Source organism: Kothea flammea (assembly GCF_052161645.1).
Taxonomy (GTDB): domain Bacteria; phylum Planctomycetota; class Planctomycetia; order Pirellulales; family Pirellulaceae; genus Laterigemmans.
Window position 1 is genome coordinate 3,178,235 of the sequence record NZ_CP197414.1, and the last position, 26,028, is coordinate 3,204,262.

The following is a 26,028-nucleotide window of genomic DNA, read 5'->3' on the forward strand; positions in this document are numbered from 1 at the left end:
AGCGGAAAAATAACTGTGACACTCACGTATCGGTGCCGAATTTCGGCACTTTTTGGCAGTCGCGCTGCCGTTTTCAATACTTCTTCGGCAATCAGCGGGGAGCCGAACCAATCGGAATTTTCCTTCCCATGAGTGTAAACCGCAATCGAGCTTGGGCAAAGCCGAGGGGAATGGCATTCTGCTTGCTTATCTTCCCACCGGCACGATTTTCGTGTCATAATGACAGGATCAGGCGAACGAGACTTGAAGTTTCAGATTTCGCGGTCTTGGTTTCTAAACCAGAGTGAGAGCCAGAGATGCTGGCGAGTCCAACCTTATTGATTACCGATGATGATGCTGCGCTGCGCGAGTCGCTAGCAACAGCCTTTACGCGTCGTGGGTTCAAGGTCACGTTGGCGGAAGATGGCCAACGCGGCCTGGATATCGCTCGTCGGAAGGGAATTCACCTCGTCTTGGTCGATTATCAGATGCCCAAATTGACCGGGTTGGAGATGTTGGCCGCGCTGCGCGAGATTCGCCCCGACCTGCCTTGCATTCTGATGAGCGCGGCGCTCGATGAGGTGGTGCGGAGCGAAGCGGAGAAGATGCGAGCTTACGGGGTGATGAGCAAGCCGTTGCGGTTGAGCGAAATCGACCGCATTGTCCGGCAAGCGATGCGTAAATTTTACGGCTGGGCGGCTGAGGATTGATCGCCCATTTGCACCAGCATATTTGCCCCAGAAGGCACGATCTCTAGCGTGGCGTTTGACTTCAGCAATTGCTCGGTTTCCATTACCTCGATCACCGTCTGCAAAATTTCTTCGTCCTGGCTGGCGATTTCATTCAGCGCACGGCCCACCACGTCGGGACGCGTGGCTGAGGCTTCGGCCATCTTTTGTGAAACCTTGTAAGCCGTTTCGCTGCAGATCAGCCCGACGCGGTTATCGCCATCCTGCTTCATGGCGCTGGTCACTTGCACCAATCGCTTAACGACTTTATCGGTAATGTTCTTGACCATCTGCTGGTCGGTGAAGAAAACCTTCCGAATGTAGACCGAGCCCAATCGATAACCCCATTTTTCGGACAACGGCGAAACCGCTTTGCGGACGCTGCGACTGAGGCTGTGGCGATCCTCGAGCATTTTGTCCATTTCCAGGTTGCTCAACGTCGATATCGTGGAACTGGCCACGTTGGCTTGCAATGAGCCTTCGGGGTTGGCGTTAACAAATAGGTAGGAAACAGGGTCGATGACTTGCATCTCGTACCAGATTCCCACACCCATCGGCGTGCCTTCCTCGGAGTTCACCATTTGGCCTCGCAAATAGTGTTGGCGAAGCGAAGTGTCGACATGCTGACATTTACCAAAGATTGGTAACAATAGTGCTCTCGGTCCAAACAACAGCAGCGGGAAGTGCAGTCCCGGTTCGTCGATCGTGCCCAATACTTTGCCAAACAGGGTGAAGACTTGTGCTTGGGCCTCTCGGACAATCGTGTAAAGTCCAAACGCCTGTGCCGTCATCATCAGCAGGGGAATCAGGAACAGGCCGACCAGGAAAGTAAAAAAGTAGAGCATCGCGGTGAGCTACCAAAGTGTGAGACGGGAGCGGTGATTGTGCGTTAGGAATTGGGCAGGCAGCGTTAACTTGTTAGCTGTGAGTTTGATGTGATGATCCGCTGGGTGCGTTTGAGTAGCGGGATTCGCATGTTCCTTATATAGCCGGCTAAGGCTTTGGATCCACCTTCCGTTTTGATCTTGCTTAACGTGGCGGCCAGTTCTCGCAGCGGCGCCACTTCGGCTTGGGCGTTGTTCATGGCAATTTCCACCGCCCGAGCACTCATCGTGATCTGCTGTTCGGAATCTGCGTACGCGGTGCTGATGTCGGCGGCGACTTGGTTGCGAGTACTATTGATTGCCGAAAGCGCGCGGTCGACTTCCGCTGGCGGGTCGATGGTGGTGATCAGGGCCGCGTCGAGTTCCACTCCATAGCGGGCTGCCGTGGTGGCACATTGCTGCTCCATGTACATGTTGAGCGTCGGTAGGTTTTTTCGCAGATCATTGATGGAGACGCCTTCGGTTAACTCCACAGTGCTATCCGCCGCATCGCTCGGTTCGCTGGCGGGATCTTGTTGGGTCAGCAGGCTGGCTCCGCGGGGATCGGTGAAGGTGGCGATCCGTTCGCGAAGAATTGCGATGAAATAGCCCATTACATGTTCCAGTGGACTGCGGACCCCGAAGAAATAGGCGTAGAGGTTGTTCTCGCTGACACGAAAGCGAATTTGTCCGTTGACGCCAGTGGTGAGATTGTCCTTGGTAACCGCTTCAATGGTCGATTGGTCCTTGGTCGGATCCCAGACTAGGTTGACAGATTGAGTCGCCACGCTGACGCGATAAACGCGTTGCCAGGGCCATTTGAAATAGGGGCCGCCGGGTGGGATGACGCGAATGCTCGGATAGTTGTAGCGTTCTTTTTCTTCGCCGACCAATTTGTCGGGACCGCTGACTTCGGCCATGTCGACCTGTAAACGCTCGGCTCGTCCAAAGGATGTCAAAACAGCACGTTGGTCAGGTCGGACGACGTAGAATCCGGTGATTAAGACCCGAACAATCGCATAAAGCAAAATGCCGACGAAAAAAGCAGCGATGTAAAGCATCTGAAGGGGGCCAAGCGGGGAATAAGGACGGGCAAAGAGTTGACGTCGTTATTCTTTAGGCCAGGAACGCGCCGGAGGGGGGCGCACTAACTTTACAGAAATTCCGACCGTCACTGGGCCAACACTAGCTTATTGGCAAGTTGATTGGCGGGGACGGTCGAAATCTTATCAGTGAACCCTAGCAGCGGAAAGCGACTCAGCTGCGATTATCATCATCGTCGTCGTCATCAGCATATCCAAAACTGCTGGGTGGGGAGCCCGAGTAGTACTGTGCTGGGCTCGGCGACGGCGTCAGCTGGTCTGCTTGAGGCCCTTCGCCTTCTCCTTCGATCTCGGTGTCAGGCTCGGGTTCGGCAGTGGGATCGCCTTGGCGATTCAGTATGTTGATGATGATCAAGGCGTCAATCGGCGTAACTCGGCCATCGCCATTGACATCAATGAAACGCGGGACTTCAGGTTCGTAAGAGATCGGTTCGGTTAAAATGCGTGGACCAAGCGTGTTCAGTGAGTTGATAATGATCAAAGCATCAATTGGATTCGTGGTGCCGTTATTATCGACGTCGGTGGGGTCCTCGGGGTTGGTCCAAGGAGATTCATTGGCCAATACGGTCAATAAGAAATCTTTTGAGAAAGCTGCCCCGTTTTGCTCCGTGGCGGTGATGGTGACCAAAATCTCGGCTTGGTCGGAGCGACGCACAAAAACACCTTCGCGCAGTTTCAATTGGTCGTCGATGATTTCAAAGCGAGTATCGTTGACTGCCAAGACGTGCATTTCATCGGAGTCTTCGTCGATCACGCTGATCGCACCGACGGTATAACCGGAAGCCATTTCAGGCAGCTGTGTGCCACTGAGTAAGATGTCGCTGACGGGATCGTTTGCATCCGTCACGGTGACATCGACGGAGCGGCTGAAAACGGTCTGCCCTGCCCCGTCCTGGATCGAGATTGGGACCACGATCACCGTTTCGACTTGTTCATGATTGAGGGCGATCCCTTCAGCCAACTTGAGCAAGCGATCTTGAATCACGAAACGTGGATCATCGGTGACCAGCACATAGTCGCTAGTTGAATCGGGGTCGACAATGGTCAGTTCGGTGACTTCCGCACCAGCCTGATTTTCCACCACTTCGGCGGCGTGGGGGAGAATGTCGGTTGGTGGTTCGTCGACATCAAGCACCAGTAGTTGGGCAGCGAAGAATTGGCTGTCGAGCTCGTTCTCGGGATTGATAACGTGAATCGTCACACCGACTGAGGGCTCAGTTTCGTAGTCAAAACTGGCTCCCTCCAGCACAATCACGTCGTAGTCGGCCCAAGGCTCGGTTGGCAACGCCACGCCGAAACGCGGGTCGCTGATCAGAATCTCGTAAATGCGGCCGTCGACCTGCTCCACCTCGATCGTGCCGATGTTCAGCGGGCCGGTGATGGTTTCCGGAAATTCCGGAACGTTGATATTGATGCCGCGAACTGGGTCATCGACCGGTAACACATCCACGGTGACTGTCACCACTCCGGTGTCATCACGACCGTCGGTCACGAGAATCTGGAAGCTGTCGGTGCCAAAAAAGTCGGCGTCCGGGACATATGAGAGTGAACCATCGGGACGCACGATCGCGTGCCCGTGCATGGCTTGGCTGATTTGCAAGGTCAAGTAAGTATCGAGCTCCGGGTTGGGCACAGGGGCCATGATGCCGGGAGCGGTGAGCTGGATGGTGTGATCTTCCAGCACTTGGAGTTGGGGCTCTGCGGGGAATGCCGGCGTCAGATTGTCGTCATGAATCAACATTCCGAACAGCAAGTCTTTGGAGGCGGCATCGGTGGAAGTCAGACTGACGCGGTGCGCGTCAGGTTGGTCGATACGCACTTGAGAAATATCACCCGGTCGTCGAATCAAGACGCGGTTGCCGCCATCGGCCAGGGCAATATCAGCGGCCACGCCAGCTGCCGCGGCGAGGGGTAGCTCCACCAATGTCTCGCCCATGCGGATATCAAAGATGCTCAGCATGTTATCGTCGAGCATGCTGAACAGCAGCTCGCGGTGACCATCGAGCGTCACTGGGCCAGGCAGGTCATCGAGTGAGTATAGGGTGGCGTACTGGTTGGCCGCATCGATCACTTTGACTTCACCCGCTTGTCCGCGAGCGACAATCAGGCCAGCTTGATCGTTAAACGCCAAAATTTGATCGATATCTGTCAAAATATGATCGGAATCTGGCACAATCGCTTCGGTGATGGTGCTCCACATGGCGACTTGCGTGCCGTTGCCCGCAGGTTGCGACACCAGGATGATGGGGCTGCTGTCGTTGGCCCATAGCGATGCGGCCGCATCGACTTGCACCGTCGTCGCGGTGAGTCTCCAGGAGACTGCTTCGGCATCAAATTGAATGCTGTGCAGCGGAACGCTGACGCCCGCTTCGGCCGCGGGAAGCAACAAACCGGCTCCCTCAGTGTTAATCGCCACATCGGCGCCGTAGGGTGGGGCTTCCTCCCCATCTTCAAATAAAGGCGTGATGCTGCTGTTGGAAAACGAGGCCAGCATGACTGGGGAAGCGGGTTCGCCATCGCCACTGGCAGACAGTAACACCACGACCATGCCTTCGCCGAGCGACTGGAACTCGACGATTTCTCGCTCGAATGTCAGCGACCTCGTAGCAGCGGTTTCTAGGTTGACTTCTGTCAGCACCGCACCAGCCGCCGTGTAGGAGCGTAGCAGCGGGTCGCCGGCCAAGCCCACCAAAGCGGCTTGTCCGTCACTGAATGGATCGACGATGGTGACGTCGGTAATTTGCTCAGCTAAAAACGGTGTGTTCTGAGACTGCGACGTTGTGCCGTTGAATAGTCGGACGGTGTAGTCGCCGGGTTCTAAGTCGTTAAAAGCAAAACGACCGTCATCGCCGGTAAGCTGAACTGGTTCCCCGTAGTTGACTTCGCCGTCATCGTTTAAATCGATAAACACGACTCGCTGGGCGAGTCCGATTTCCGTTTCATCCCGATGAAACGAATCGTTCGCATCGTGAAAAACTTCTCCGGTCAAGCTGGCCAACACGCGTCGTTGCCCCAAAAGCTCAAACTGGAGCAAGCGACGGCCACCCTTGCTGGTGGCACTTCGTAATCGTTTGAGGTGACCGTGTTTGGCCATAATTGAACAGAAGAATAGAGGTGAATCGTGAGGACGCAGTTCACTAATTTACTGCACCTGTTCGGGGGTTGGAAGTCTTTTGCGCTGCGAAAGTTCCCTACTTTGGCCTCGGAATCTCTACATTTCGCCGCTCGCAACTGTGATTTTCCGACCAAATTCGCTTGAGCCGAGATTGACAGCGAGAAATGCTCGACAGTTGCGTTGCGTTCCCCCATAATGAAACGCGGGCCGAATACTAAAATACACTCCTATTGACTGTCAGCGACGAAAAAAACTTTTCCGCACCAAGCTTGGTTTTTTCCTTCTGGTGTCTGGCGGGGTTTTTCTGTTGATATTTATTTGTTTTCCAAGCCGCTTCGTTTCTCTTCCGCTTCTCAAAGGCTGTCATGATGCAAATCCGCCAACGCCAATTCTTGAAAAGGCGATTCTTGTGGACTGGGCTGCTGGCTACCGGTCTTACGACTTGGGTGGTCGGATGCGGTGATTCCTCCGAACCGGTGGCCGATGCCACTCCTGCTCCCACCTCAGCCGGTCCCACGGCACCGGTTACCGCTTCGCCCGGCGGTGGCGGTGATAGTAGTAGTAGTGATAGCAGCGGTAGTGATGGCAGTGGTGCTGGCGAGAGTTCCAGTGGTGGACCGCCCAGCGGCGGAGCTAGCTCGTCTGGCGGCCCCAGCGGTGGCGGGCATGGCGGAGGTGCGGATAGCGGCGGAGGATTTACTAACAGCGGCGGCGGAGGTGCTAACAGCGGCGGCGGGCCAAGCGGCGGCGGGCATGGTAGTCCGGGTGCCGGGATGGCCAACAGCGGCGGCGGGATGGCCAACAGCGGTGGCGGCTTGCCGACTCCCGTCGGGATGAGCTCTCCAGGTGGTGGCGGTCATGGTTCGGAAACCGGCGGTGCTTCTTCAGGCGGGAGTCCGTACGGCGAGGGCTACGACACTGGTTTCGGCAGTGGTGCTAACAGCGGCGGCATGGCTGGCATGAGCGGTATGGGTGGCACTGGTTACACCGGTGGCATGCCAGCGCCCAACGGCGGCGGGTCGAATGCGATGGGCGGGGGAGCACCCGACTTTAGTTCGTTGCTCAGTGGAGAAGCGCTCAACTCGGATTCGTTTGCCCAAGCATTGCAGGGGTTCGACACGGAATCGCTACAAACGTTTCCCAAAGATTATGGAACACAAGCTGAGCTGGCTTTCCAGCAAGGCTACGAGGACCTCTCCTATAAGCTGTTGCTGGCTCATCTCGCTTTAGAGCCCGACTTGGCCGACCAGGCTTACGGCCAAGTCAAAAGCAGTCGTGCTTTAAAGCGACCTGCTTGGCATCTGCGTTGGGGAATGGCAATTTCGCTACGCACCGACGAGGGATTTGATGGCGAAATTGATCCCATCACTTCCGAAACCCGCGGCACCCCAGGGGGCGGTGGCGGCGGCACCTCGGGTGGTTCGACCGCTTTGGGACTTCCAGGCGTTCCGCCGGGCTACCCCGGTGCTGGCAATTCCGCACCGAGCGGTGGTGACATCGGAGCGGGAAACGACGTGCGAGATATTCCTAAGGTGCTCGGATTGTTCGCGGAAGTCACCGGGGAGATGTTTGATCAACGGTTTGGAAACGGCGATTACGGCGACGTGTTTGCTTCCTTGGCCCGCCCTGTCAAACCGGCTGCCGCCCGAGCTGGTGGCGGCATGGCTGGCGGTGGAGCCGCTTTGGGCCCTGCTGGTTTCGGCCCCGCTGGGATGTCTTCCGGTGGCCCCGGCGGTGAAGCGGGCGTTGACTCCGGGCCGGGTGCGGCAGGTATGTCGTCTGGACCGGGCGGTTTGAGCGGCATCGGTGCTGGGTATCCAGGCATGGGGCCCGCTTCCGGCGGAGGTCAAGAAGGCGGGATGCCTCCCGGCTATCCCAACATGCCGGATGGCTATCCAGGCATGGAGGGCGGAATGCCGGGCGGAATGAATCAAGGTCGGCCCCGCGGAGGAAACGCAATCTCGGAGCTCAACGCGCTGCCGAAAAAACATCCCCAGTGGCGTCCCGGAATGGTTTATCTTGGCCAACTCAGCTACCAAGATGCCGTAGCCAGAGCAAACGATTCGGGCTTGGACTTTTTGCTGCTGTTCGATGTCAAAGTGACCGAACGCCGAGAAGAAGTCGAAAACACCACTCGGGTCCGCGTCATCAACGTCGCAAATCCGGACAAGGTGATGGGGGGCAGCAAGAAACTTTCCAACACCGAAGTTAAGAATCGCAACTCCAATGGCAAAGCAGAACCTCGCGACATGGTCGTCGATGTGCTGAAGCCACTCTTCGATGCCATCGATCGCGAGGTAAAGCTGGCTCCCTTCCCACGTTTGACCGCCGAGCAGGCGCGATCCCGGGTTGGCCAGTTGCTCTCCTCGAATATCTCCGAGGTGCGGTTGTTGGCCGAAGTGCAACTCTATCGCAGTCAGGGCCTCTTGACCGATGACGATGTGCTGGTTGCTTCCGAACTGGTCTGGGGAGACGATGGCTTGCGGTTGATGGCTGGCAGCGACTCAGTACAACGCGAAGCGGCCAATGACATCCAACGACGGCTGACCGCTTACGCAGAAATTGGCATGGCCGATCCCAACGGCGGAGCAGGAGCGGGCCCGGCCGGGCCTGGTGGTTTTGGCGGCGCGGCGGGCGCGTTTGGTGGCTCCGGGATGGGTGGCAACCCCGGCGGTGGCAACATGCCGAACGCACCCTCACTCGCGCCAGGGTTTGGTGACGCCAACTCGGGCGGCGCCAATAGCGGTGGCGGTGGAGCTGGCGTTAGTCCGCCGATGCTCGACCTCTAAAGGCGACGCCTGCTCGAAAGTTGAAAGTAGTTGCCGGCGGAATCACCACCGGCAACTACCGTGTGGCTATGAGGTGGCTAAAAGTCGTACCACAGGCCAACACCGAACATCTCTTCGTGAAAATCGGTGAAGGAAAACTGATTGCTTTTGCCATTAAAGTATTGGAAACCAGTTCGCAGCAAACCGGTGTCGTACGCACTGCGCCACGCCCACCCGATCTGAACCGTCACCGAACCACCAAAGTCGACTTCTTCACGCAAGCGACCGTGAATTGCGTAAAACGGGGCGCCTCGCACGCCTGTGGCGTAACGGGGTGCTTCCTCGATGCCGAACAGAAACTCCCATGGTTCGCTAACGTCGGAGTAAAACGCCCATCCCGCTTCGCCATACACCCGAGTACTTTCGTCGAGCCAATATGCGGCGGCAATGAAGAGCACGTCGCGGCTGTAGTTGAGTCGCTCAAAAGTGGGGTTGCGGATCATGAACTCGTCTCCCAAATGGGAGCTCAAGTGGTAGTAACCAAAGCGAGTTTGAAAGCGTCCGAAGGAAAGCGAGATTGGTACGCCTGCACGAAAGTCGACGCTCCGCACGTCGTATTCGTTGTCCGTGTCGAGTCGCACTTGAGCCGCTCCCTCGAAGTCCGCTTGGATGCCTCGACGAAAAATGCCCTGGGTGCCATTGACGTAACGGAAGATCCCAAAACGACCACCTAACGTGGCATCTAACAGCGTCCCATCATTCGTTGCGTCCAATATCTGCCCCGCCAGCCGCGAAGCTTTGGTGTCGGCGAGATAGAAAGGATAGAGCGACTCACGCGGCAAAAATTCCCAGTGGTAATAATCGGCAGCGTCAACCGCCCGGGCAACGCTTAAGGGTTGCTCGGACCAGCCATCCAAACCGCTGCTGTCCAAACCGCTGCCAAGCTGCCGGGAATCGAGATCAGTAAAGCGGTTCTCCAGGCCTTCATCAAACGACGAACTCAGTGGGGCGGAGGAATCGCTGATGATCAGCGACTCGCCAACGTAAGCCGCCGCCTCGTTGGCATCGTCAGCCAAGGCTGCTGAACTAAGGCCCCAATCACCAGCCCCAGTGATGCTGGCCCAAGCAACGCCGGCCATGCAGATCAGCCGAGCGAGTCGCGAGCAGCCGCGGCGAATGTCTCTGCTTAATCGCCCAGCCTCAAATCGCCCAGCCTCGGGCCAGGCGATGCCGTGATCGATCGAGTGCAAAAGATCTGGTCCGATTCGATTTGGACTGGATACCGCCGAGGGGGAGGCGGCTCCAATGCTATCTTGATTTTCTGAAATTGTTGCCATGGCGGGCCCACGGTTGGTAATGGTTTCGGGATGTGCATCGTTCATCGGACAGAACGGCTCGCCAAGTCGCGAGATGTTACTGGGCGTCTCGCAAGTGTTTTAATAATGCCAACCGAACTAATCGCTACAGTTTCTCAGTGGGTGAAGTTTCACACATCTTTTCCCCAGTCCCCCAAGGCTTTCCGAATAGTCAGGGAGGTCCCGACCGCTATCGGATCACCCGTGATTCAGCGATATCGTTCAGGAATCTGGGGACAGGACTTTCGGCTCGCCGAGAGCCTCGTTAGGTTCAAGGTATGGCCCCACTCCGGAACCTCATCACAGGAAGTTAGACGCCCCATGGAACGCGATTTCGAAAATCAGTCTCCCGAGGACTTTGCCCCCCCAGCCAATTCACAAGCAGCTGCTGAAACCGGAGTTGGGACCGTAGTTGAGCCATCCGAGCGGCAAATCCCAGATAGCGCCGCCGCTGAAATGGACGCCGCTGATTCCTCAAGTGCGGACACTGAACCAACAGCCGACCAGCTGGCTGCGGAAACGACGGAGGCGATTGAGATCACGGGTTCAGCAGAATATGCCGATGCAGCGGATGCCAGCAGCGCTGCGGTCTCCGCTGAACTGCTCGATGCGGCCAGCGATCCCTTTGTCGGCCGCTGGAATCAATTGATCAGCAAGACCAACTGGGAAAAGGGCAAGATTATTGTCGACTGGCGGCAGAACCTGATTGACCAGCAAGCCCCGGTAACCGAGTATTCCGACGAAGCTTGGGTGCGTCGCGTGGGTGGCGTGACGGCGCCTCACGTGGGCCGCCTGCGTCGCGTGCACGAAGCCTTCGGTGATCAATACGCCACTTATCCAGGACTGTATTGGAGTCACTTTCTAGCTGCCCTCGATTGGGATGACGCGCCGTTGTGGCTCGAAGGTGCGATGCGAAGCGGTTGGAGTGTTTCGCAGATGCGGGATGCCAGATGGCAGGCCAGCGGGGCTGCCGAAGCCGATGCACCTCAAGCAGCGGATATCATCTCGGCGGATACCGATGAAGATGTCGTGATGCCAGCTCAGGGGGGTGGTTCGGAAGGACGCTTTGATAAAGAACCTGATGGCGTGACCGCCGGCCCATTACCCGAAGGCCCCGATTTTGGCGAACTGCCCGACGCGGACAACATCGGGGACGGCGCGGCCGATGAAGATCGCGACAATTTGGAAGGCCCTTCCGCTCAATCGCTGGTGCAACCTTTTGCCGGTTTGCCCGAGTTGCCCGCCGATCTGAGTGAAGCCCTGGAGATGTTTAAGCTGGCAATCATTCGGCACAAGGTCGGCTCCTGGAGTGAGGTCGCGCCGGAGGTGGTTCATCAAGCACTCGATGGCCTCAAGTTGTTGATCAATTCGCGGGCTGAGTAACTCGCGGGCTGAGTAATTCCAGGGCAATAGAATTCAGCACTTGGCCGAAAACCGTTGGCCGCTTTGGCGATAGCCACGGTTCTCAACGGTTTTCGGATTGCGGTTCTATCGCGGTTCTATCGCGGTTCTATCGTCATCAGGCTCTCAAGAAGGCTCCGAGCGCAGCGTCGACTGGCTCGGCGAGAAGCTTATTGATCCCACCACCAACGATCGTTCTCGACCGGTTGCGGCTGCAATTGCTCGCGGAGCGAATCTAATTGCGGGTAAGTCGTGATGCTGGTGAGCGACGTTTGCGCGGGGTCAATATGCACTCCGCCGCTGGCAACATACACCTCGTGGCGCTGCCTGCCGGACCGAATGGTATGCCTTACCGCAATCGATTGACATTGCTTTGGTGTGGCTAAGGAGGCATCCAGGAACAGCTCCGGCTGGGATAGTTCACCAACCAACTCACGATACTCTTGCGGCCCCACCGTTTGCCGCAACAACTGCATGGCGGCGGTTAATTCGAAAGCGCCGCGCAAGCGATCATAGACGGGATATTGGCTGGCGATCGAGCGGAAATTTTGGTTGAACTGCTTGGTGAAGGCTTGTCCAAGAGGATCCTCACCAGCTTGTTGACGTTCTCCCTGTTGGTTGGCAAATTCCTTTGCGCTGATCAGCCGCAGCGGCGATCCGCTCAGCTCAAAAGTATCTCCCTCGTTCGATTTGCGAATCGACTTCGGCTGGGCGGCAAACCAGAGCCGCAGCATTTGTCCGCTGGGGACGGCCGCGTTGGGGGCCCGCTTTACGCTCTGTTCGATGATTTCCAAATAGTTGAACACACCGGGGGGCAATGGATGCTCGCCGAGAGCCAACTGCTTCATGTGGCGGTCCGCGTCAACGAGCAACCAGGCTAGGGGCGCGTCGGGCAGCACGGCAAATAAGGAAATGTTCTGAGGTCCCAAAGCATCCGCCAACGCTGCCGCAGCTGTCGCCGTCGGGATCTCCTTCCGGGCGATCCCAGCGGCAACCTGCTGCGCGGCTTGCAAGCCCGCTTCCGTCGGATCAATCGAACATCCGTAGGGTTGACCGTCGAGCACAGCTGCCGCTGAAGCGGTCAACAGCTCCAAGCCCAAGGCGACCTTGCCGCTGTCGAGATCGCGCGGCCAAGGCCCGGCGGCCGGATCAATGCCCCCCACGCGTCCCGCCAGCAACACGTCATCCTCGCTCAAGATGAGATACTGAATCTCACTTAGACCGGCCAAGTTTTGCATCGAATTGCTAGCTGGCAGGCCGGCGATGCCGTTGGCCAGCAGAGCCGTACGCAGCCGCTTTAAGGACACAACTCTCAAATTACTCGGGGCGGTCCAGTTTGTGTTGCTCTTGATCTCAGCCGCACCGCGGGTGATGCCCAACGTTTGGGCTCTGAGGTTGGCCAACTGATCCGAACCACCCACGGCTATATCGCGAACCAAGCCTTGCGGATCGACGTGAATCCCAGCTCGATAAGGAGCCATCGTGCTGGGGCCACCCAACGCTTCCCAAGTATCCGGTGCGATCGTCGTCTGGATCAAATTCATTAAGGAATCAAAGTCGGCAATCGCCGCACCCCCGCTGCCGCCACCCGCCGGCAAGCGGTCGCGAGAGCCCGCTCCCGCGCCGTAGCTTAGTGCTGAGCCGTAATCTGCTACCCTCTCGCGAAATCGCTCGATCGTCGCTTGACGCACAGCCGGCTGTCCAATCGCACCGACGGTCTCTGCCGCCGCTCCCGCGTAGCCTGATGTCCCCAGCATCGTGGCCAACTGGCTCTTTGCCCAATCTCGTCGATCCGCCGACAACTGCGGGATTAACTTCCGCGCCGTCGCGAATTCACCCGCCTGCAAATGCAACGAGAACTTTTCAGTTTCCGTCGATGGGCTTGGGACGCTGTCTTGACCACTTGCGTGTGGTGTTCTCAAACAGACGCCCAGCAACAACCAGCTGCTGAGCGTCAGCCCTGAGAGAAAGATTGTTCGATAAACCTTGGATTTCATTGCGTGCCTCGCTTCCGATGATCAAGAAAAGTCATGGGCCTCTGTCCCGTTGGCACCGGTTGTTCCAAGACCAATGCCAATTTCACAATTAGTTTAACAGTCCCATCCGGCAATAGCTCGCACAACTTGTCGTTTACAAAACTCGTGTGGCTATTCGCGGAGTCGTGGCGGTTGCCTCAAACGAGCACTGGCGGCGAATCTGCGGGGATATCTTTCCATTCTCCCCCGATCAATCGTTGCTGAGGCTTGAAGTTCGCTTTGTAATTGAGATGCTGGTTACTGGCCACATACATGCCGAGATAAACGTATTTGCGGCCAGTTTCCAAGGCTAACTCAAGCTGTTTGAGGATCGAGTACGTTCCCAAGCTAAAACGGTCCGCTTGGGGATCAAAATAGCAATAAACCGCCGAGAGGGACGTGGCTCCAAAATCGACAATGGCCACGGCAACCAGATGGTCTTCAATCCAATAGCTAAATTCCCGTGTGTCACAGCAGGCTTCGACCAGGAAAGAACGATAATCGTCCGCGTCCAACAGTGCGCGGTTCAGTGCTAACTGTCGACTACAACGATGTTCATTCAGCAATTCAATCCGCCGCTGGTCGAGTTTGGGTGACCCCATTTCGACGCGGATTATCCTGTCTCCCCGCTTTAGCACTCGTCGCTGCGAGCGGCTGATCTGAAAGTCAACAGCGGCGACGCGCGTCGGCTCGCAAGCTTGGCAAGCAACGCACTGGGTTCGATAAAGAAACAAACCGCTCCGCCGGTAACCGGCCGCCAAGCAATCGTCCAATTCTTCCGCTGTCAGCGGCTTGGTCGCCAAGCAGAGAGGCATCCGAGCCTCTTGTTCGCTGATGTATGGACAAGGCTGAGGTTGGTCATGCACCATTACCAGAGATCGATTAAACACGTCGGTCTCAATCGGAATTAAGGTTGAGTACCTACCCCGAAAACCGCTTGCCAAAATTGTCTGCGATTTTCGGCTGGGGTCTTATCACATTTGCAAAAATGCTCAGCCAGATAACGCCAATTATATCGCTTGCAATCGCCTCTGGCAAAAAAACCTCTCGATTACAGCGGAAATCAGCCTTTGACTCGCTGAGTTTGCTGGCTCGATAAGTTTACTGGCAGCGGGGAAAGTCAGCTCCCTGCCGCTGATAATTCGCGGGCATTTACCTACGGCGACACCACGCCCGGCCCGACCGACACGGTCGTTCCCACCGTTACCGTGATGTCCAAAATGTCATCGTCGAGAATTGTAACCGCCGGCGAATCCTCTTCCTTCTCCTCGCTGCTGACGATCGCCGCAAAATCGGCCACTGCATGCGTTCCCGACACGTAGGTAATCGATCCCCGCCGATCCAGGCGGGTGGTCCCTTCTTGGACTCTCACCGGCGTCCCCACCACGAATCCGCTACCAAGAAATACCATTTTGAAGGCGCTGTGACGACGAATCGAAGGGCCAAAGGCAAGTGATGGCATGAAAATCTGCTCCTTCAAGAGTCAAAAACTGAAAAGAGTCAAAAAAGGTGCCGCGAACAAAATTTAACAGACGCTTAAGGTGACAGTTTGCCCAATTCGTCTTCCAGCTCGGACAATGTTTGTCGAACCAGCAAGGAATCGGGGCTTTGTTCCAGGGCGGCGCGTTGGGCATCCACCGCTTGTTCCAACAATTCCCGCGCTGTAATCGGTGCACCCTCCCCCGTATGATATTCTGCTTGATCTCGCAGCAGGCTGGCGAGCGCGGCAAAATAATCGGCCGTCTCTTTTTCGGCCAGCACTAAACGTAGATTGGCGAGCGCATCACTCCAGCCCGTTTGTGCCGCTGCGGTATCGTTCTCTCTCAGCGCTATGTTGGCCCGCGTCTGCTGGGCGCGGGCCACGTAGTAACGATGTTTCGTTCCGCCACCGGCTGTCAGCATCTTCTGGTACCTGCGAATGGCTTCGTCGGCAAGTTTTGCTGCGTCATCCGCCAGTGGTTCCAGTTTGGCAAGGTCAGTGGCAAAGTAGAGATGCAGGCGAGCTTGGACGTTTTCCAAATTGATGGTTGGAAAACGCTCCAGCCATTGCTCGCCGCGTTCGATCGCGCGTTGATAAATTTCTCTCCCTGCAGCGGGGTTATTCAGGCGATATAACGCTTGTCCGTGTCGATATGCGGCCATGTTGGCAAACACAAAGTCCAACACTTGCGGTTGCTCACCAGCAACGCGTTGCAAGAATAGTTGTTCGGCCTGCTTGGCTGATGATAATGCTTGGTCATCGTCGAGCATTTCAATCGCTAAGCCAACGCGCTCAATATCCATCGTTCCCTGCAGCAACTGTATTTCTGCATCCGCCTCGTCCTCCGAATTCAGCGCTCGCAATAGCGTCAACGCGTTGTCGAAAGCGGTTGCCGCCAAGGTTAAATCTCCGCTCGCTTTGGCGAAGGAGCCTTGGTCTCGGTAGGAATGCGCTAGATAGAGATCTGCTGCTGGATCGTCCCGCTCTAGCTGTGTCTGCAGCGTGATCGATTCTTCGATGAGCGCAAGGGCTTCGGGATATTTGTTCAGCAAGCCTTTGACATTCGCCGTCAATCTGGCAATATTTGCCAAGTCAAACGAGACATTTTCGGCTTTGGGGTCTCTGTCATGCGAGTCTTTGAATAAAGCGTACGCGCTATCCATTAATGATTCGCGGTAAGTTGTCTCGCTGTTGCTCTCCGAGAGTTTTTTCTCGGCAAGCTCGGTGATCGTCAAGGCCATTTTGCGAGCCGAACCAGCCTGCTCCTCAGCCAAATTGCGCTGCTCTTCGGCATATCGCAAATTGTCATTAGCCACTCCGTAAGCCGTTTTCAAATCTTGATTCTTTTGAGACAGCAGCAACGATGTGACAACGGTGCCGACGAGCAGCAGCAGGGCAAAGACCGTGGAAGCGGCAAAAAGTTCGCGGTTTTTTCGCACCACACGGGAAAAGCGGGCGGCCAGCGGGTCGCGACAGGCGGAAACCGGCTCGTCGGCCAACCAGGCTTCAATGTCCTTCGATAACGCTTGGGCGCCCGAGTAACGCTGGGGCGCTTCGCGATGCATGGCTTTCAAACAGATCGCCGCCAACGCTTTGGGAACATGGGGATTGACTTGTTGCGGAGGGCAAAAGCGACCGCTCTTTACCGCCTCCAACACCTCTGTGGAGCTCCCTTTGTGTGGTGCGGACCCGGTCAGCAAAAAATAGAGGGTGCCACCCAAGCAGTAGACATCGCTCGCCACGCCAATTGATTCGATATCGCCAGATGCCGCTTCGGGACTGATGTAGGCCAATGTCCCCAAGACTTGGCCCATCGCCGTGTGGGCCACATCGGAACCGGAGGATAAACGTAACGTGTCCTCTTCACTTGCTTCCGCTTCCGCTGGAATGTTCGAGCGACGCTCCATCGTTTTTGCCAGCCCCCAATCGACCACTAAGGTCTCGCCGTACTTGCCCAACATAATATTGCCGGGCTTGAGGTCGCGATGCAGCACCCCGCGAGCGTGCGCATACTCAATCGAATTACAGACGTCAATAAAACGCCTCAGCAGTTCTCGAAAAGTGCTGCTGAGATAGTCTTGCGAGGAACGCGGAGGATGCTGCTGATGAAATCGCAATGCAGCTTCCGCCATGCTTTGCCCTTTGATCAGTCGCATTGCATAGTAGGGTCTGCCGTCATCGTAAGTTCCCAAGCCATAGACGGGCACGATGCCGGGGTGTTCTAACCCACCGGTAATTTCAGCTTCGGCAATAAATCGATTGCGGCTTGATTCGCGAAATGCATAGTCGCTCTGGATCTCCTTGAGGGCAACTTGTCGGTTCAGCTCATGATCGAGCGCCACGTAAACTTCCCCCAATCCTCCCTTGGCATGCGGTCGCACGATGCTGAAACGACCTGGCGATTGCGGAGCGTCGGATCCGCTGTTTGCTGGCGGCGACGAGCCTTGCTTGCGTTCAAACTGTTTCTTCGAGTTTCCAGTCGCGCATACTGTGGCTGCCAGTTCGGGTGTTAAGACCTGGCTTTGCTCTAAAGTCAATTCAACGGATGTGCTCAGCGAAAGTGCGGCTAAGCTGTCGTTGAGCCGCCCGGCATGCTGCTGTAAGTGATTTTCGGCCAGCGCCGAGATTAAGCCAAGTTGTTCCTCGGAAAGACCAGGTTGCTGCCGCAGCAATTTCAGAGCGGGCTGGGTCGCATCTTGTTGCCAAGCGGCCAGAACGTCTCGCAGTTGCTGTGAATCGATCAAACCCATTTGGGCGGCGAGCAAAATCAGCAATAATTCTTGATCTCGGCGGAAATTCATAGTTGGCGAGACTCCCGAGATGGGGCGTGCTGAACACAAGCAATCATCAAACAATATACTCGAGGCAAAACTCAAACGGCTATCCCCCGCCACAAATCAGACGCCGTGCCACGTCGGGTCATTGCTTTGGGAAAATCACATCGGTGGTTGACAGACGCAGAAGCTAACTATGCAACTGTCCATCGAAGCCCTTTTCTCGCTATGCGTAATTCGCATGGCGAATATGTCCAGAATGCATTGGATGGATGGGGAGAAATCCTGCATAATTAACTGGTTGTCTGGTCGGTCCTGCTCATCGGCTACGACTTACAACCCCAACTCACGGAGAGAATACATGACCTGGACTAAGCATTTTACTCGTCTCACGACGAGCTTGGCGGTGCTTTGCATTGCCAACACAGGGTTTGCGCAAAGTGCGTCGGCCCAAACGGCTGCAAAGCCAGCTGGCGGTGAACAAGTTTCGGCCGGCGCGGTAAAGTGCCCGGTAATGGGTGTTACGAATGACGCCTCCGCTCGACACACCGCAGCCGGCGTCTATTCCAACGGTGACTGGTGGCCCAATCAGTTAAACCTGCAGATCCTTCATCAGAACTCGTCGATGGCGAACCCATTGGGCGGTCAATTCAACTACGCCGAAGAATTCAGCAAGCTTGATTTGGAGGCGTTAAGAAAAGACGTCAAGGAATTGATGACAACTTCACAAGATTGGTGGCCGGCCGATTACGGGCACTACGGACCGTTGTTCATTCGCATGGCTTGGCACAGCGCGGGAACCTATCGTGTCAGTGATGGACGCGGCGGCGCCTTCTATGGCACCCAGCGTTTTGCTCCGCTTAACAGTTGGCCCGACAATGCAAACTTGGACAAAGCGCGTCGTTTGCTGTGGCCGATCAAGCAGAAATATGGCCAGAAAATTTCTTGGGCCGATCTGATGGTTTTGGCGGGCAATTGCGCCCTGGAGTCGATGGGATTTGAAACGATGGGGTTTGCCGGTGGCCGAGCCGATGTCTGGGAACCACAAACAGATGTTTATTGGGGACCGGAAAGCGAGTGGCTGGGTGACAAACGTTACTCGGGCGATCGTGAATTGGAGACGCCGTTGGCGGCGGTTCAAATGGGACTCATTTATGTCAACCCAGAAGGCCCGAACGGCAAACCCGACCCGCTGGCGGCGGCCCGCGATATTCGCGAAACCTTTGCTCGCATGGCAATGAACGACGAGGAAACAGTCGCGTTGATCGCTGGTGGTCATACGTTTGGAAAAGCTCACGGCGCTGCCACTCCAACCGGAAACGTTGGCCCCGAACCTGAAGGTGCCGGCCTTGTTGAGCAGGGCTTGGGTTGGAAGAACACGTACGGCAGTGGTAACGCTGGGGACACGATCACCAGCGGTCTTGAGGGTGCTTGGACTTCAACTCCCACGGCATGGTCGAATGGCTACTTCGATAACCTGTTCGACTATGACTGGAAACTTGTCAAAAGCCCAGCCGGGGCTTGGCAATGGACTCCCAAAGACGATGCAGCTCAGGGGACGGTCCCCGACGCGCACGATCCAGCCAAGACGCACGCGCCGATGATGTTTACGACTGACATCGCGCTCAAGATGGACCCCGCTTATCGTCAGATCTCCAAGCGGTTTCATGAGAATCCTGACCAGTTCGCGACGGCATTTGCGAAGGCTTGGTACAAGCTAACGCACCGCGACATGGGACCCGTTTCACGTTGCCTCGGTCCCTTGGTTGCGGAGCCTCAGTTGTGGCAGGATCCCGTTCCGGCAGTCGATCATGAGTTGATCGGAGAGCGGGATATCGCGACGCTGAAGAGTCAAATTTTAGATTCCGGGCTTTCCATTTCGCAACTCGTTTCCACCGCTTGGGCGTCAGCTTCGACGTTCCGTGGAACCGATAAGCGAGGTGGCGCTAACGGAGCTCGCATCCGCCTCGCGCCGCAAAAGGACTGGGCTGTGAATAACCCGGACCAATTAACGCGAGTGCTGAAAAAACTGGAAGCCATTCAGCAAAATTTCAATCGTGCCCAGTCAGGAAACAGACGCGTGTCGCTGGCCGACATGATTGTGTTGGGTGGCGTCGCCGCTGTGGAGGCTGCTGCCAAGAAGGCCGGGCACGATGTCAGAGTTCCGTTTGCTCCCGGCCGGACCGATGCTCTACCAGAGCAAACCGATGTCGAATCCTTCGCCGTACTTGAGCCAACTTCCGATGGTTTCCGCAACTACTTTAATCACGAATTGGATCGTCCTGCGGAAGAGTTGTTAATTGATCGCGCTCACTTGCTGACGCTCACCGCTCCAGAAATGACCGCCTTGATCGGTGGCATGCGGGTGTTGAACACGAACGTCGGTGTTCCACAAATGGGTGTCCTTACTAACCAGCCAGAGACGTTGTCCAATGACTTTTTCGTTAACTTGCTGGATATGAACATCGAGTGGAAGACTTCGTCAGTCTGCGATCATTTCTTCGAAGGTCGCGACCGCGAGACTGGCCAAATGAAATGGATGGGCAGCTCGGTGGACCTGGTATTCGGCTCGAACTCTCAACTGCGAGCGATCAGCGAAGTTTACGCCAGCGCCGATGCCGAGGCTCGGTTTGTGCAAGACTTCGTTGCCGCTTGGAACAAGGTGATGAATTTGGATCGTTTTGACTTGGACCCGGCTCTCAAGGGGGCTGCTAAGCCGGTGGCACTTAGCCAACGCTAGCGGCGATATCGGCGTGAGTCGATCTTTTTGTGTCATTCGAGATGGCGTTGGTTAATATCGCGGTTGCAACTGAAACCGCACTGGCCAACGCCATCGTTGACCCCGCTTGAAACCCAGTCGTTTCAACAAAACTCTGAGATGAACGCGAATTTCGGAGCCATGAAATTCGGCCGGCGAGCGGTTACGGGCAGTCGCCGCGGACCACAGCCCTACTCTGCAACTGGTTGGTTCAGAAATTAACGTCTTCTTGATCAAATGTCGACGCTATGACATTGAAGCCAGCAGCTCTGCGACTTTGATGGTGGCAAAGGTTGTGGCATAGTCCGACATGGCGTAGGGAATAATCAAGTGTTCCTGGTGAACGATCGCTCCACATGTGTAAACCACGTTAGGGACGTAGCCTTCGCGTTCAACTTCATTCGGGGTGACAAGCGGTTCGTGCAGCCGGGCGATAACAACGGACGGATTGTCGATATCCAGCAGTATCGCGCCAATACAGTACTTTCGCATCGGCCCGACCCCGTGGGTGAGCACCAGCCAACCGGCGTCCGTTTCGATCGGCGATCCGCAGTTGCCCATCTGGACGTATTCCCAAGGGTTGGCGGGTTTAACGATCAATTCGCTGGTGTGCCAAAAGTAGAGCAAGTCGGAGTACATCAAAAACAAATGCTCGCCGTCTTGGCGACCCAGCATCGCGTAGTGGCCGTTGATCTTCCTCGGGAATAACGCCATACCTTTATTGGAAACAGCGGGCCCGTTTAGCGTATGCATTTTGAAGCGGAGAAAGTCTTTCGTCTCTAACAATTGAGGCAACACCATCTGCCCGTCGTAAGCACTGTAGGTGGCGTAATATCGGCTACTGCCATCCTCGTGTTGGAAATGAACGAATCTCGCGTCCTCGATGCCGTTACTTTCGGTAGGGCTAAAAGGAAATATCACCCGTTCGGATAATTCGTGATCGGGAGTGTATTGGATCTCATAGTTTGATTTTGCCAGCATGAGAGTTCGCTTGACCAAGGGCTCAAGTTCTTCGTGACGAGAGCGGTGTTCCCGCAGTGATGCGGTTAGACGCATCTGGAGATGATCAAGGGTAAATTCCTCCGGGAGCGATGCGAGGACTTCGTAGGTGAAGGAATTCCCGAGGCCTAATTCGATCAGTTTGCGACGAAACAGATCATTGTCGTAACATGAATCAGGAACATAACGGGGAGTGGTAACGAACCGCACTGGTTCATCAACGACGATGTTCACGTCACGGTCGATCGTTCCGCTGCGAAAAACGATCGACGAGATATGCCCTTCCCCGACCGCCCGCAAACTCATTGCGAACCGCCGAGAGCCGGCCGGCAAATCAGTCTGTTCGGGATGCCACACGAGCGAAGGATTGAACAGCGCCGCGGATTCCAACGCGTACTCCTGGGTAAAGTACGCCCCCAACAGCAACCGACGGTTTTCGCTCAGCGGGGTATCGGTCAGCAGATGGTGCTTAATGTCTTGAAATCTGCGCTCGAAATACGCTTTAGGTTTCTGATGTCGCCCGTGAAATTCCTCCAGCACGTGAGTGAGTTGGTGGTCGACCTCCTGATCCGACAGCGTACAGACGCGTCCGATAACACGCAGCACGCGGTCGTTACCGGGCGGCTGGAATGGCCGCAAGACAACGCGTTGTTTGTTGGGAGAGAGAACGATATTGGTTCGATTGATTGGCAATTATTTTCAACTAACGGTGTTAGAGATGACGCGCATCGTCGCGCTGAGGCCGCGCATTTCGACGAGCGCGAGTAAAAAAGCAAGTGTCGACTCGGCACCTTGGTTTGCGTTGACTTGATTCTCCATCAAGCCATCAAAGCAACCGCCCGTCGATGGATCATAGATCGGTTCGCCGAGATCATTGCGTCCCAAAAACCAATCAAAGGCCAAGTGAGCTTGTTCGGTCCAAAAGGGATCTTTACTGAAAGCAAACGCCTCGATCGACGCCGAAACCATCGCGTGAGCCTCAATGGCTTGCTGGTCAAACACCGCCGCCACCTTGCCCTCGCGGCTAAAGCCGTTGGAACCAATCGGGCGGAATCGCCCCTGCGGCGAAAGCTGAATTTCGCAAAGCCATCGCAAAGATTTTAGTCCGATATTGGCCGCTCGCCGATCATCAGACCAGCGGCCGTGGGTGATCAACGCCTGCGATAACTTGGCGTTGTTGTAGGTCGCTATATTTTCAAACCAGGGCCAAGCATCCGAAGCCGTCGCATCGTACATGTCGGCAAGCCGGTCTGCCAACTGCTGGCTCATCGTCGCAGCACTGCGATCACCGCTGTAACGCCGCAAATACTCATGAATGCCAAGAATGGCAAGGGCCCAAGCTCGAGGCGATGTGGTCTGCTCACAGGCCGGAAGTGCCCGCTGAAATAGGTCGCGAGCCCAGGCGGACAACCCTGCGCGGCGCGAACGACCAATGCATGTCCCCAACGCCCACAACGCACGGCCTTGGGAGTCGTCTGAACCATCTTCCTCTAGCCAACGACGATCAAAACTGAGGAAATTGCGAAATCGATTGGTGTTGCGATTGAAGGCGTTATTCAAAAAGGCAGCATAGCGAGATGCAAGTGAGTGCACTTCGGGCGAGTCCCTACCCTGCGCCTCCAGCAAGACAGTCAGGATCAACGCTCGCGCGTTATCATCAGTACAGTAGCCGTGCGCGTGATCGGGAATCGAATAGATGGCGTGTTGGATGACGCCAGTGGAGTCACTTAAGTGTTGTAGATGGTCGAGCTGCATGTGCGGCAGGGCCAGCGGCTGCTCGTCAAGCGTGCGGACGGCAAGTGGCTTTAGCGACAAGCTATTTTGATCGCGCGCCCGCTTGAAAGAGTCGAGGTACAGCTGGGAAACGTGATCCCAAGTCATGCTACGCCCCAATTCATGAGCCCGGTCTCGCATCGCAAGCCGCCGCTCGTCGTCGCCGAGCAACCCGATGACTTCTCGGGCGATCGCAGACGAATCGGCAAATGGGACCAAGACCCCACGCCCATCGGCAAGTAATTCCTCGGCATGCCAATACGGCGTGGAGATCACAGCCTGGCCACAACCGAACGCGTAAGCCAACGTACCCGAAACCGCTTGCTGGACGTTCAGATAAGGGGTGATATACAGGTCGGCCGCCCCGATAAACTCGGTTAGCTCTTCCAGTTCGACAAAGCGGTTGTAAAAGCTCACATGCTTGGTGATGCCAAGCTCCTTGGCTATTCGTTCCAAGCTGATGCGATAGCGTTCACCCTGCTCACGTACCAAGCTCGGATGCGTCGCCCCAAGGACGATATAAATAAAGTCCGGGAATTTGACCACGATTTCGGGAATCGCTTTGAGGACATGCTCCACCCCCTTACCAGGTGAGAGCAGGCCAAAAGTCAATGCTACAGGTTTGTCTTCGACATCAAACTGAGCTTTTAAAACCTTCTGGTCAGCGTTGGGAGCATCGGGAATTCCGTGCGCAATCAAATCGACTTGGTCGCTATCGACCGAGTAAGTATTCAGCAAAGTTTGACGGCAACGCTCGGTCATCACGACCAGTCGCGTCGAGAGGCGAACCAGCTGCATCATCACGGCGCGCTGCGTTTGATTTGGCTCCGACAGCACGGTATGTAGAGTCGTGATTACCGGAATGCGTAGGTCTTGCAGAAGTGCCAGAACGTGACTGCCACAAGGGCCACCGAAGATCCCAAATTCGTGCTGCAATGAGACGACATCGACGTTGCTGCAATTTAGAAAGTCCGCTGCATTGCGGTACTCATCCAGCTCTTGTTCGGCAACTTGAAATTGAACCTCGTCGTCATAGGCATATCCGCCGGCGATGTCGTCAATGGTGACAACAACACACTTCGCCTTGGACTGATTGGCGACCGCTATCCGCAAATCGTGAGTGAACGTTGCGATGCCACATTTGCGAGGAAGGTAGTTACCAACAAATGCGATTTTCATTGACGTGGGTGTAGTCATTGTTGTGATATGTTCTCTTTTTGAAAATCGAGCGACCCCAGCAAGGATTGCTTCGAGAACCAAGCCGAAGCGACACAGGTGTCGGCTGCTCCGTAAAACACTTGCAGCTCATCGCCGCTCTCAATCATTGCTGTCGGAAAAATAACATCAGGGACAAATCCGCTCGTTTCAAAATTGGTAGTCGGCTGCATGATGGGCTGGTTCGAGCGAGCCAATACGCGGCCGGGTTGATCTCGATCGAGCAACAATGCACCAACGCAGTAGCAGCCCACCCTGCCGGCCACGTTGGACAGTGTGCTGCCGTGGTACAAGGTCAACCACCCTTCATCACATAGCAGCGGCGGGGTCCCACTACCGACGCGATCACCTTCCCAGGCACGCATACCTCCAAGCACAAATTCATGGCGTCCCCAGTGAATCAGGTCGGGCGAACGGGCGAGCCATATTTGTGGGGGGCTAAAATGAGAGTGTGGATTCGGACGATGCAATGCCAGGAAGTCACCGTTGACGCGTCCCGGAAAAAGTACGACGTCTTTGTTTTCGCTTGCAAAAATGATTCCATGTCGATCAAACTTTACAAAGTCTGTCGTCGACATCAGTGCAGTCGCAGCACCCGATTGAGAAACTGCGACGTAAGTGATCCAGTAAGTGTCGTCTATCTTGGTGACCCGCGGATCTTCGATACCGTAGGCTTCCCAAGGACCTTCGGGAAGTATGGCAGCCACAAACTCCCACGATGATTCACTTTTCCCATTCGCCAGGCGAAATAGCTGCAAATGGGAGACAGACGTCAGGCGTAGATTGCCGCTGTTTGACTCCCAGACGACGCGAGCATCGGAGTGGATCAACTCGGCATCGCGAACCCAATTTGCCCCCACGATCCCTTGAGAAGACCAGTGCGGCAAGGCCGTCCAGCCCGCACGTTGCTCCGCTGGACGCTCGGCGACTCTGGCGAGCATGTAGAGGCTATCACCGACCCGCGCTACGGCAGGGTTGAAAACCCCAATGACTTCCAATTCGCCATGCGATGGCTGAAGAGCACGCGGTTCCAACAGTAGTAAATTAGATCGTCTTGCGATCATGGTCTGCACGTAACGATTTGTGGTATCGATTGATCACGATCGGCACGCAGCTAACATTGCCGTATCATGGAATTCCATTCCAAATTTTGGGGATGCGCGAACCGAGAATGCCTCAAGCTAAAAATGGGGCAAAGCACCTTCGAGAACCAATCCGTGTGAACTGGTCACGCAATCTGAGCTGAATCGACTTAAGAGCGGATTGAAATGTCGCAGCGTCATGATTGCCTCCTTGGGGCAATCGCTGGGCCTGCTGCGGTTGGTCTGTCGAAAAGAATCTTCAACGAGAACAAACAGCGGAGTGCGAGCGACGAGCCTGCCGTCGTGAGCACGACAAGAAACCGCCGGCGGCATCTGAATGCGAGTTTCGCGCAGGCCAACTCCTCAGCATACCACGATTCCGGCCCAGCACAACCGTCAAACGATTTAGTGTTCCGGGGACGGCGCTGCGTTTACCGCCGGCTGCCGTCTATGATCCCTTCAGGATCGGGCGACGTGTGTCTTTGGAAGCCTATTGCAAGCCCGTAACCGAAAGACCGACCGCGGAGCGGTCACAGATTACTCACTCCGTGTTCATGAACGACGCAACAAAGCTCGAGAACTTAGGATGTGCCCGAACGGCAACGAGGGCTGGGGCCTGT

At 55.8% G+C, this 26,028-nt stretch carries 15 protein-coding genes; 4 read left to right on the forward strand and 11 right to left on the reverse strand.

Annotated features, from left to right (window positions below; translation table 11 throughout):
* Window positions 1-296 precede the first annotated feature (296 nt).
* Window positions 297-689, forward strand: a complete 393-nt coding sequence (locus SH139x_RS12170; protein ID WP_488355480.1) for a response regulator — start codon at window positions 297-299, stop codon at window positions 687-689.
* Here the strand turns inward: SH139x_RS12170 and SH139x_RS12175 are convergent.
* The 3 genes from SH139x_RS12175 to SH139x_RS12185 all read right to left on the reverse strand — a co-directional run bounded on the left by SH139x_RS12175 (window position 665) and on the right by SH139x_RS12185 (window position 5,767).
* Window positions 665-1,552 (reverse strand): SPFH domain-containing protein, encoded by an 888-nt coding sequence (locus SH139x_RS12175; RefSeq protein ID WP_488355481.1) that lies wholly within the window; start codon window positions 1,550-1,552, stop codon window positions 665-667. The genes SH139x_RS12170 and SH139x_RS12175 overlap by 25 nt on opposite strands.
* A 65-nt stretch (window positions 1,553-1,617) precedes the next feature.
* Window positions 1,618-2,631, reverse strand: a complete 1,014-nt coding sequence (locus SH139x_RS12180) for an SPFH domain-containing protein (protein ID WP_488355482.1) — start codon at window positions 2,629-2,631, stop codon at window positions 1,618-1,620.
* Window positions 2,632-2,827: 196 nt separating this feature from the next.
* A complete protein-coding gene (locus SH139x_RS12185) occupies window positions 2,828-5,767 on the reverse strand; it encodes a dockerin type I domain-containing protein (protein WP_488355483.1) in 2,940 nt (979 codons plus the stop codon).
* A 386-nt stretch (window positions 5,768-6,153) separates the two neighbouring features.
* On the opposite strand from SH139x_RS12185, the gene SH139x_RS12190 reads away from it, so the two are divergent.
* Entirely contained in the window at window positions 6,154-8,577 is a 2,424-nt protein-coding gene (locus SH139x_RS12190; RefSeq protein WP_488355484.1) for a hypothetical protein, read from the forward strand.
* A 77-nt stretch (window positions 8,578-8,654) separates the two neighbouring features.
* Here the strand turns inward: SH139x_RS12190 and SH139x_RS12195 are convergent, their stop codons facing one another.
* On the reverse strand, window positions 8,655-9,938 hold the full coding sequence (locus tag SH139x_RS12195; protein WP_488355485.1) for a DUF1207 domain-containing protein: 1,284 nt from the start codon (window positions 9,936-9,938) through the stop codon (window positions 8,655-8,657).
* Window positions 9,939-10,232: 294 nt separating this feature from the next.
* On the opposite strand from SH139x_RS12195, the gene SH139x_RS12200 reads away from it, so the two are divergent.
* The gene (locus SH139x_RS12200) at window positions 10,233-11,294 is read left to right on the forward strand and encodes a hypothetical protein (protein WP_488355486.1); all 1,062 of its coding nucleotides are present in this window, start codon (window positions 10,233-10,235) and stop codon (window positions 11,292-11,294) included.
* 188 nt (window positions 11,295-11,482) lie between these two features.
* Here SH139x_RS12200 and SH139x_RS12205 read toward each other — a convergent pair whose 3' ends face one another.
* The 4 genes from SH139x_RS12205 to SH139x_RS12220 all read right to left on the reverse strand — a co-directional run bounded on the left by SH139x_RS12205 (window position 11,483) and on the right by SH139x_RS12220 (window position 17,608).
* Window positions 11,483-13,309: a DUF1598 domain-containing protein gene (locus SH139x_RS12205; protein WP_488355487.1), complete on the reverse strand. Its 1,827-nt coding sequence runs from the start codon at window positions 13,307-13,309 to the stop codon at window positions 11,483-11,485.
* 176 nt (window positions 13,310-13,485) lie between these two features.
* The gene (locus tag SH139x_RS12210) at window positions 13,486-14,217 is read right to left on the reverse strand and encodes an arginyltransferase (RefSeq protein WP_488355488.1); all 732 of its coding nucleotides are present in this window, start codon (window positions 14,215-14,217) and stop codon (window positions 13,486-13,488) included.
* 266 nt (window positions 14,218-14,483) lie between these two features.
* Window positions 14,484-14,789, reverse strand: a complete 306-nt coding sequence (locus tag SH139x_RS12215) for a hypothetical protein (protein ID WP_488355489.1) — start codon at window positions 14,787-14,789, stop codon at window positions 14,484-14,486.
* 74 nt (window positions 14,790-14,863) lie between these two features.
* Complete coding sequence (locus tag SH139x_RS12220) at window positions 14,864-17,608, reverse strand: serine/threonine-protein kinase (protein ID WP_488355490.1); 2,745 nt, start codon at window positions 17,606-17,608, stop codon at window positions 14,864-14,866.
* A gap of 334 nt (window positions 17,609-17,942) precedes the next feature.
* On the opposite strand from SH139x_RS12220, the gene katG reads away from it, so the two are divergent.
* Complete coding sequence (katG, locus tag SH139x_RS12225; protein ID WP_488355491.1) at window positions 17,943-20,321, forward strand: catalase/peroxidase HPI; 2,379 nt, start codon at window positions 17,943-17,945, stop codon at window positions 20,319-20,321.
* 264 nt (window positions 20,322-20,585) lie between these two features.
* Here katG and SH139x_RS12230 read toward each other — a convergent pair whose 3' ends face one another.
* The 3 genes from SH139x_RS12230 to SH139x_RS12240 are packed head-to-tail and all read right to left on the reverse strand — an operon-like array spanning window position 20,586 to window position 25,390.
* Entirely contained in the window at window positions 20,586-22,031 is a 1,446-nt protein-coding gene (locus SH139x_RS12230) for a glycoside hydrolase family 130 protein (protein WP_488355492.1), read from the reverse strand.
* A gap of 6 nt (window positions 22,032-22,037) precedes the next feature.
* Window positions 22,038-24,290 (reverse strand): glycosyltransferase family 4 protein, encoded by a 2,253-nt coding sequence (locus SH139x_RS12235; protein ID WP_488355493.1) that lies wholly within the window; start codon window positions 24,288-24,290, stop codon window positions 22,038-22,040.
* Window positions 24,291-24,304: 14 nt separating this feature from the next.
* On the reverse strand, window positions 24,305-25,390 hold the full coding sequence (locus SH139x_RS12240) for a glycoside hydrolase family 130 protein (protein ID WP_488355494.1): 1,086 nt from the start codon (window positions 25,388-25,390) through the stop codon (window positions 24,305-24,307).
* Window positions 25,391-26,028 lie beyond the last annotated feature (638 nt).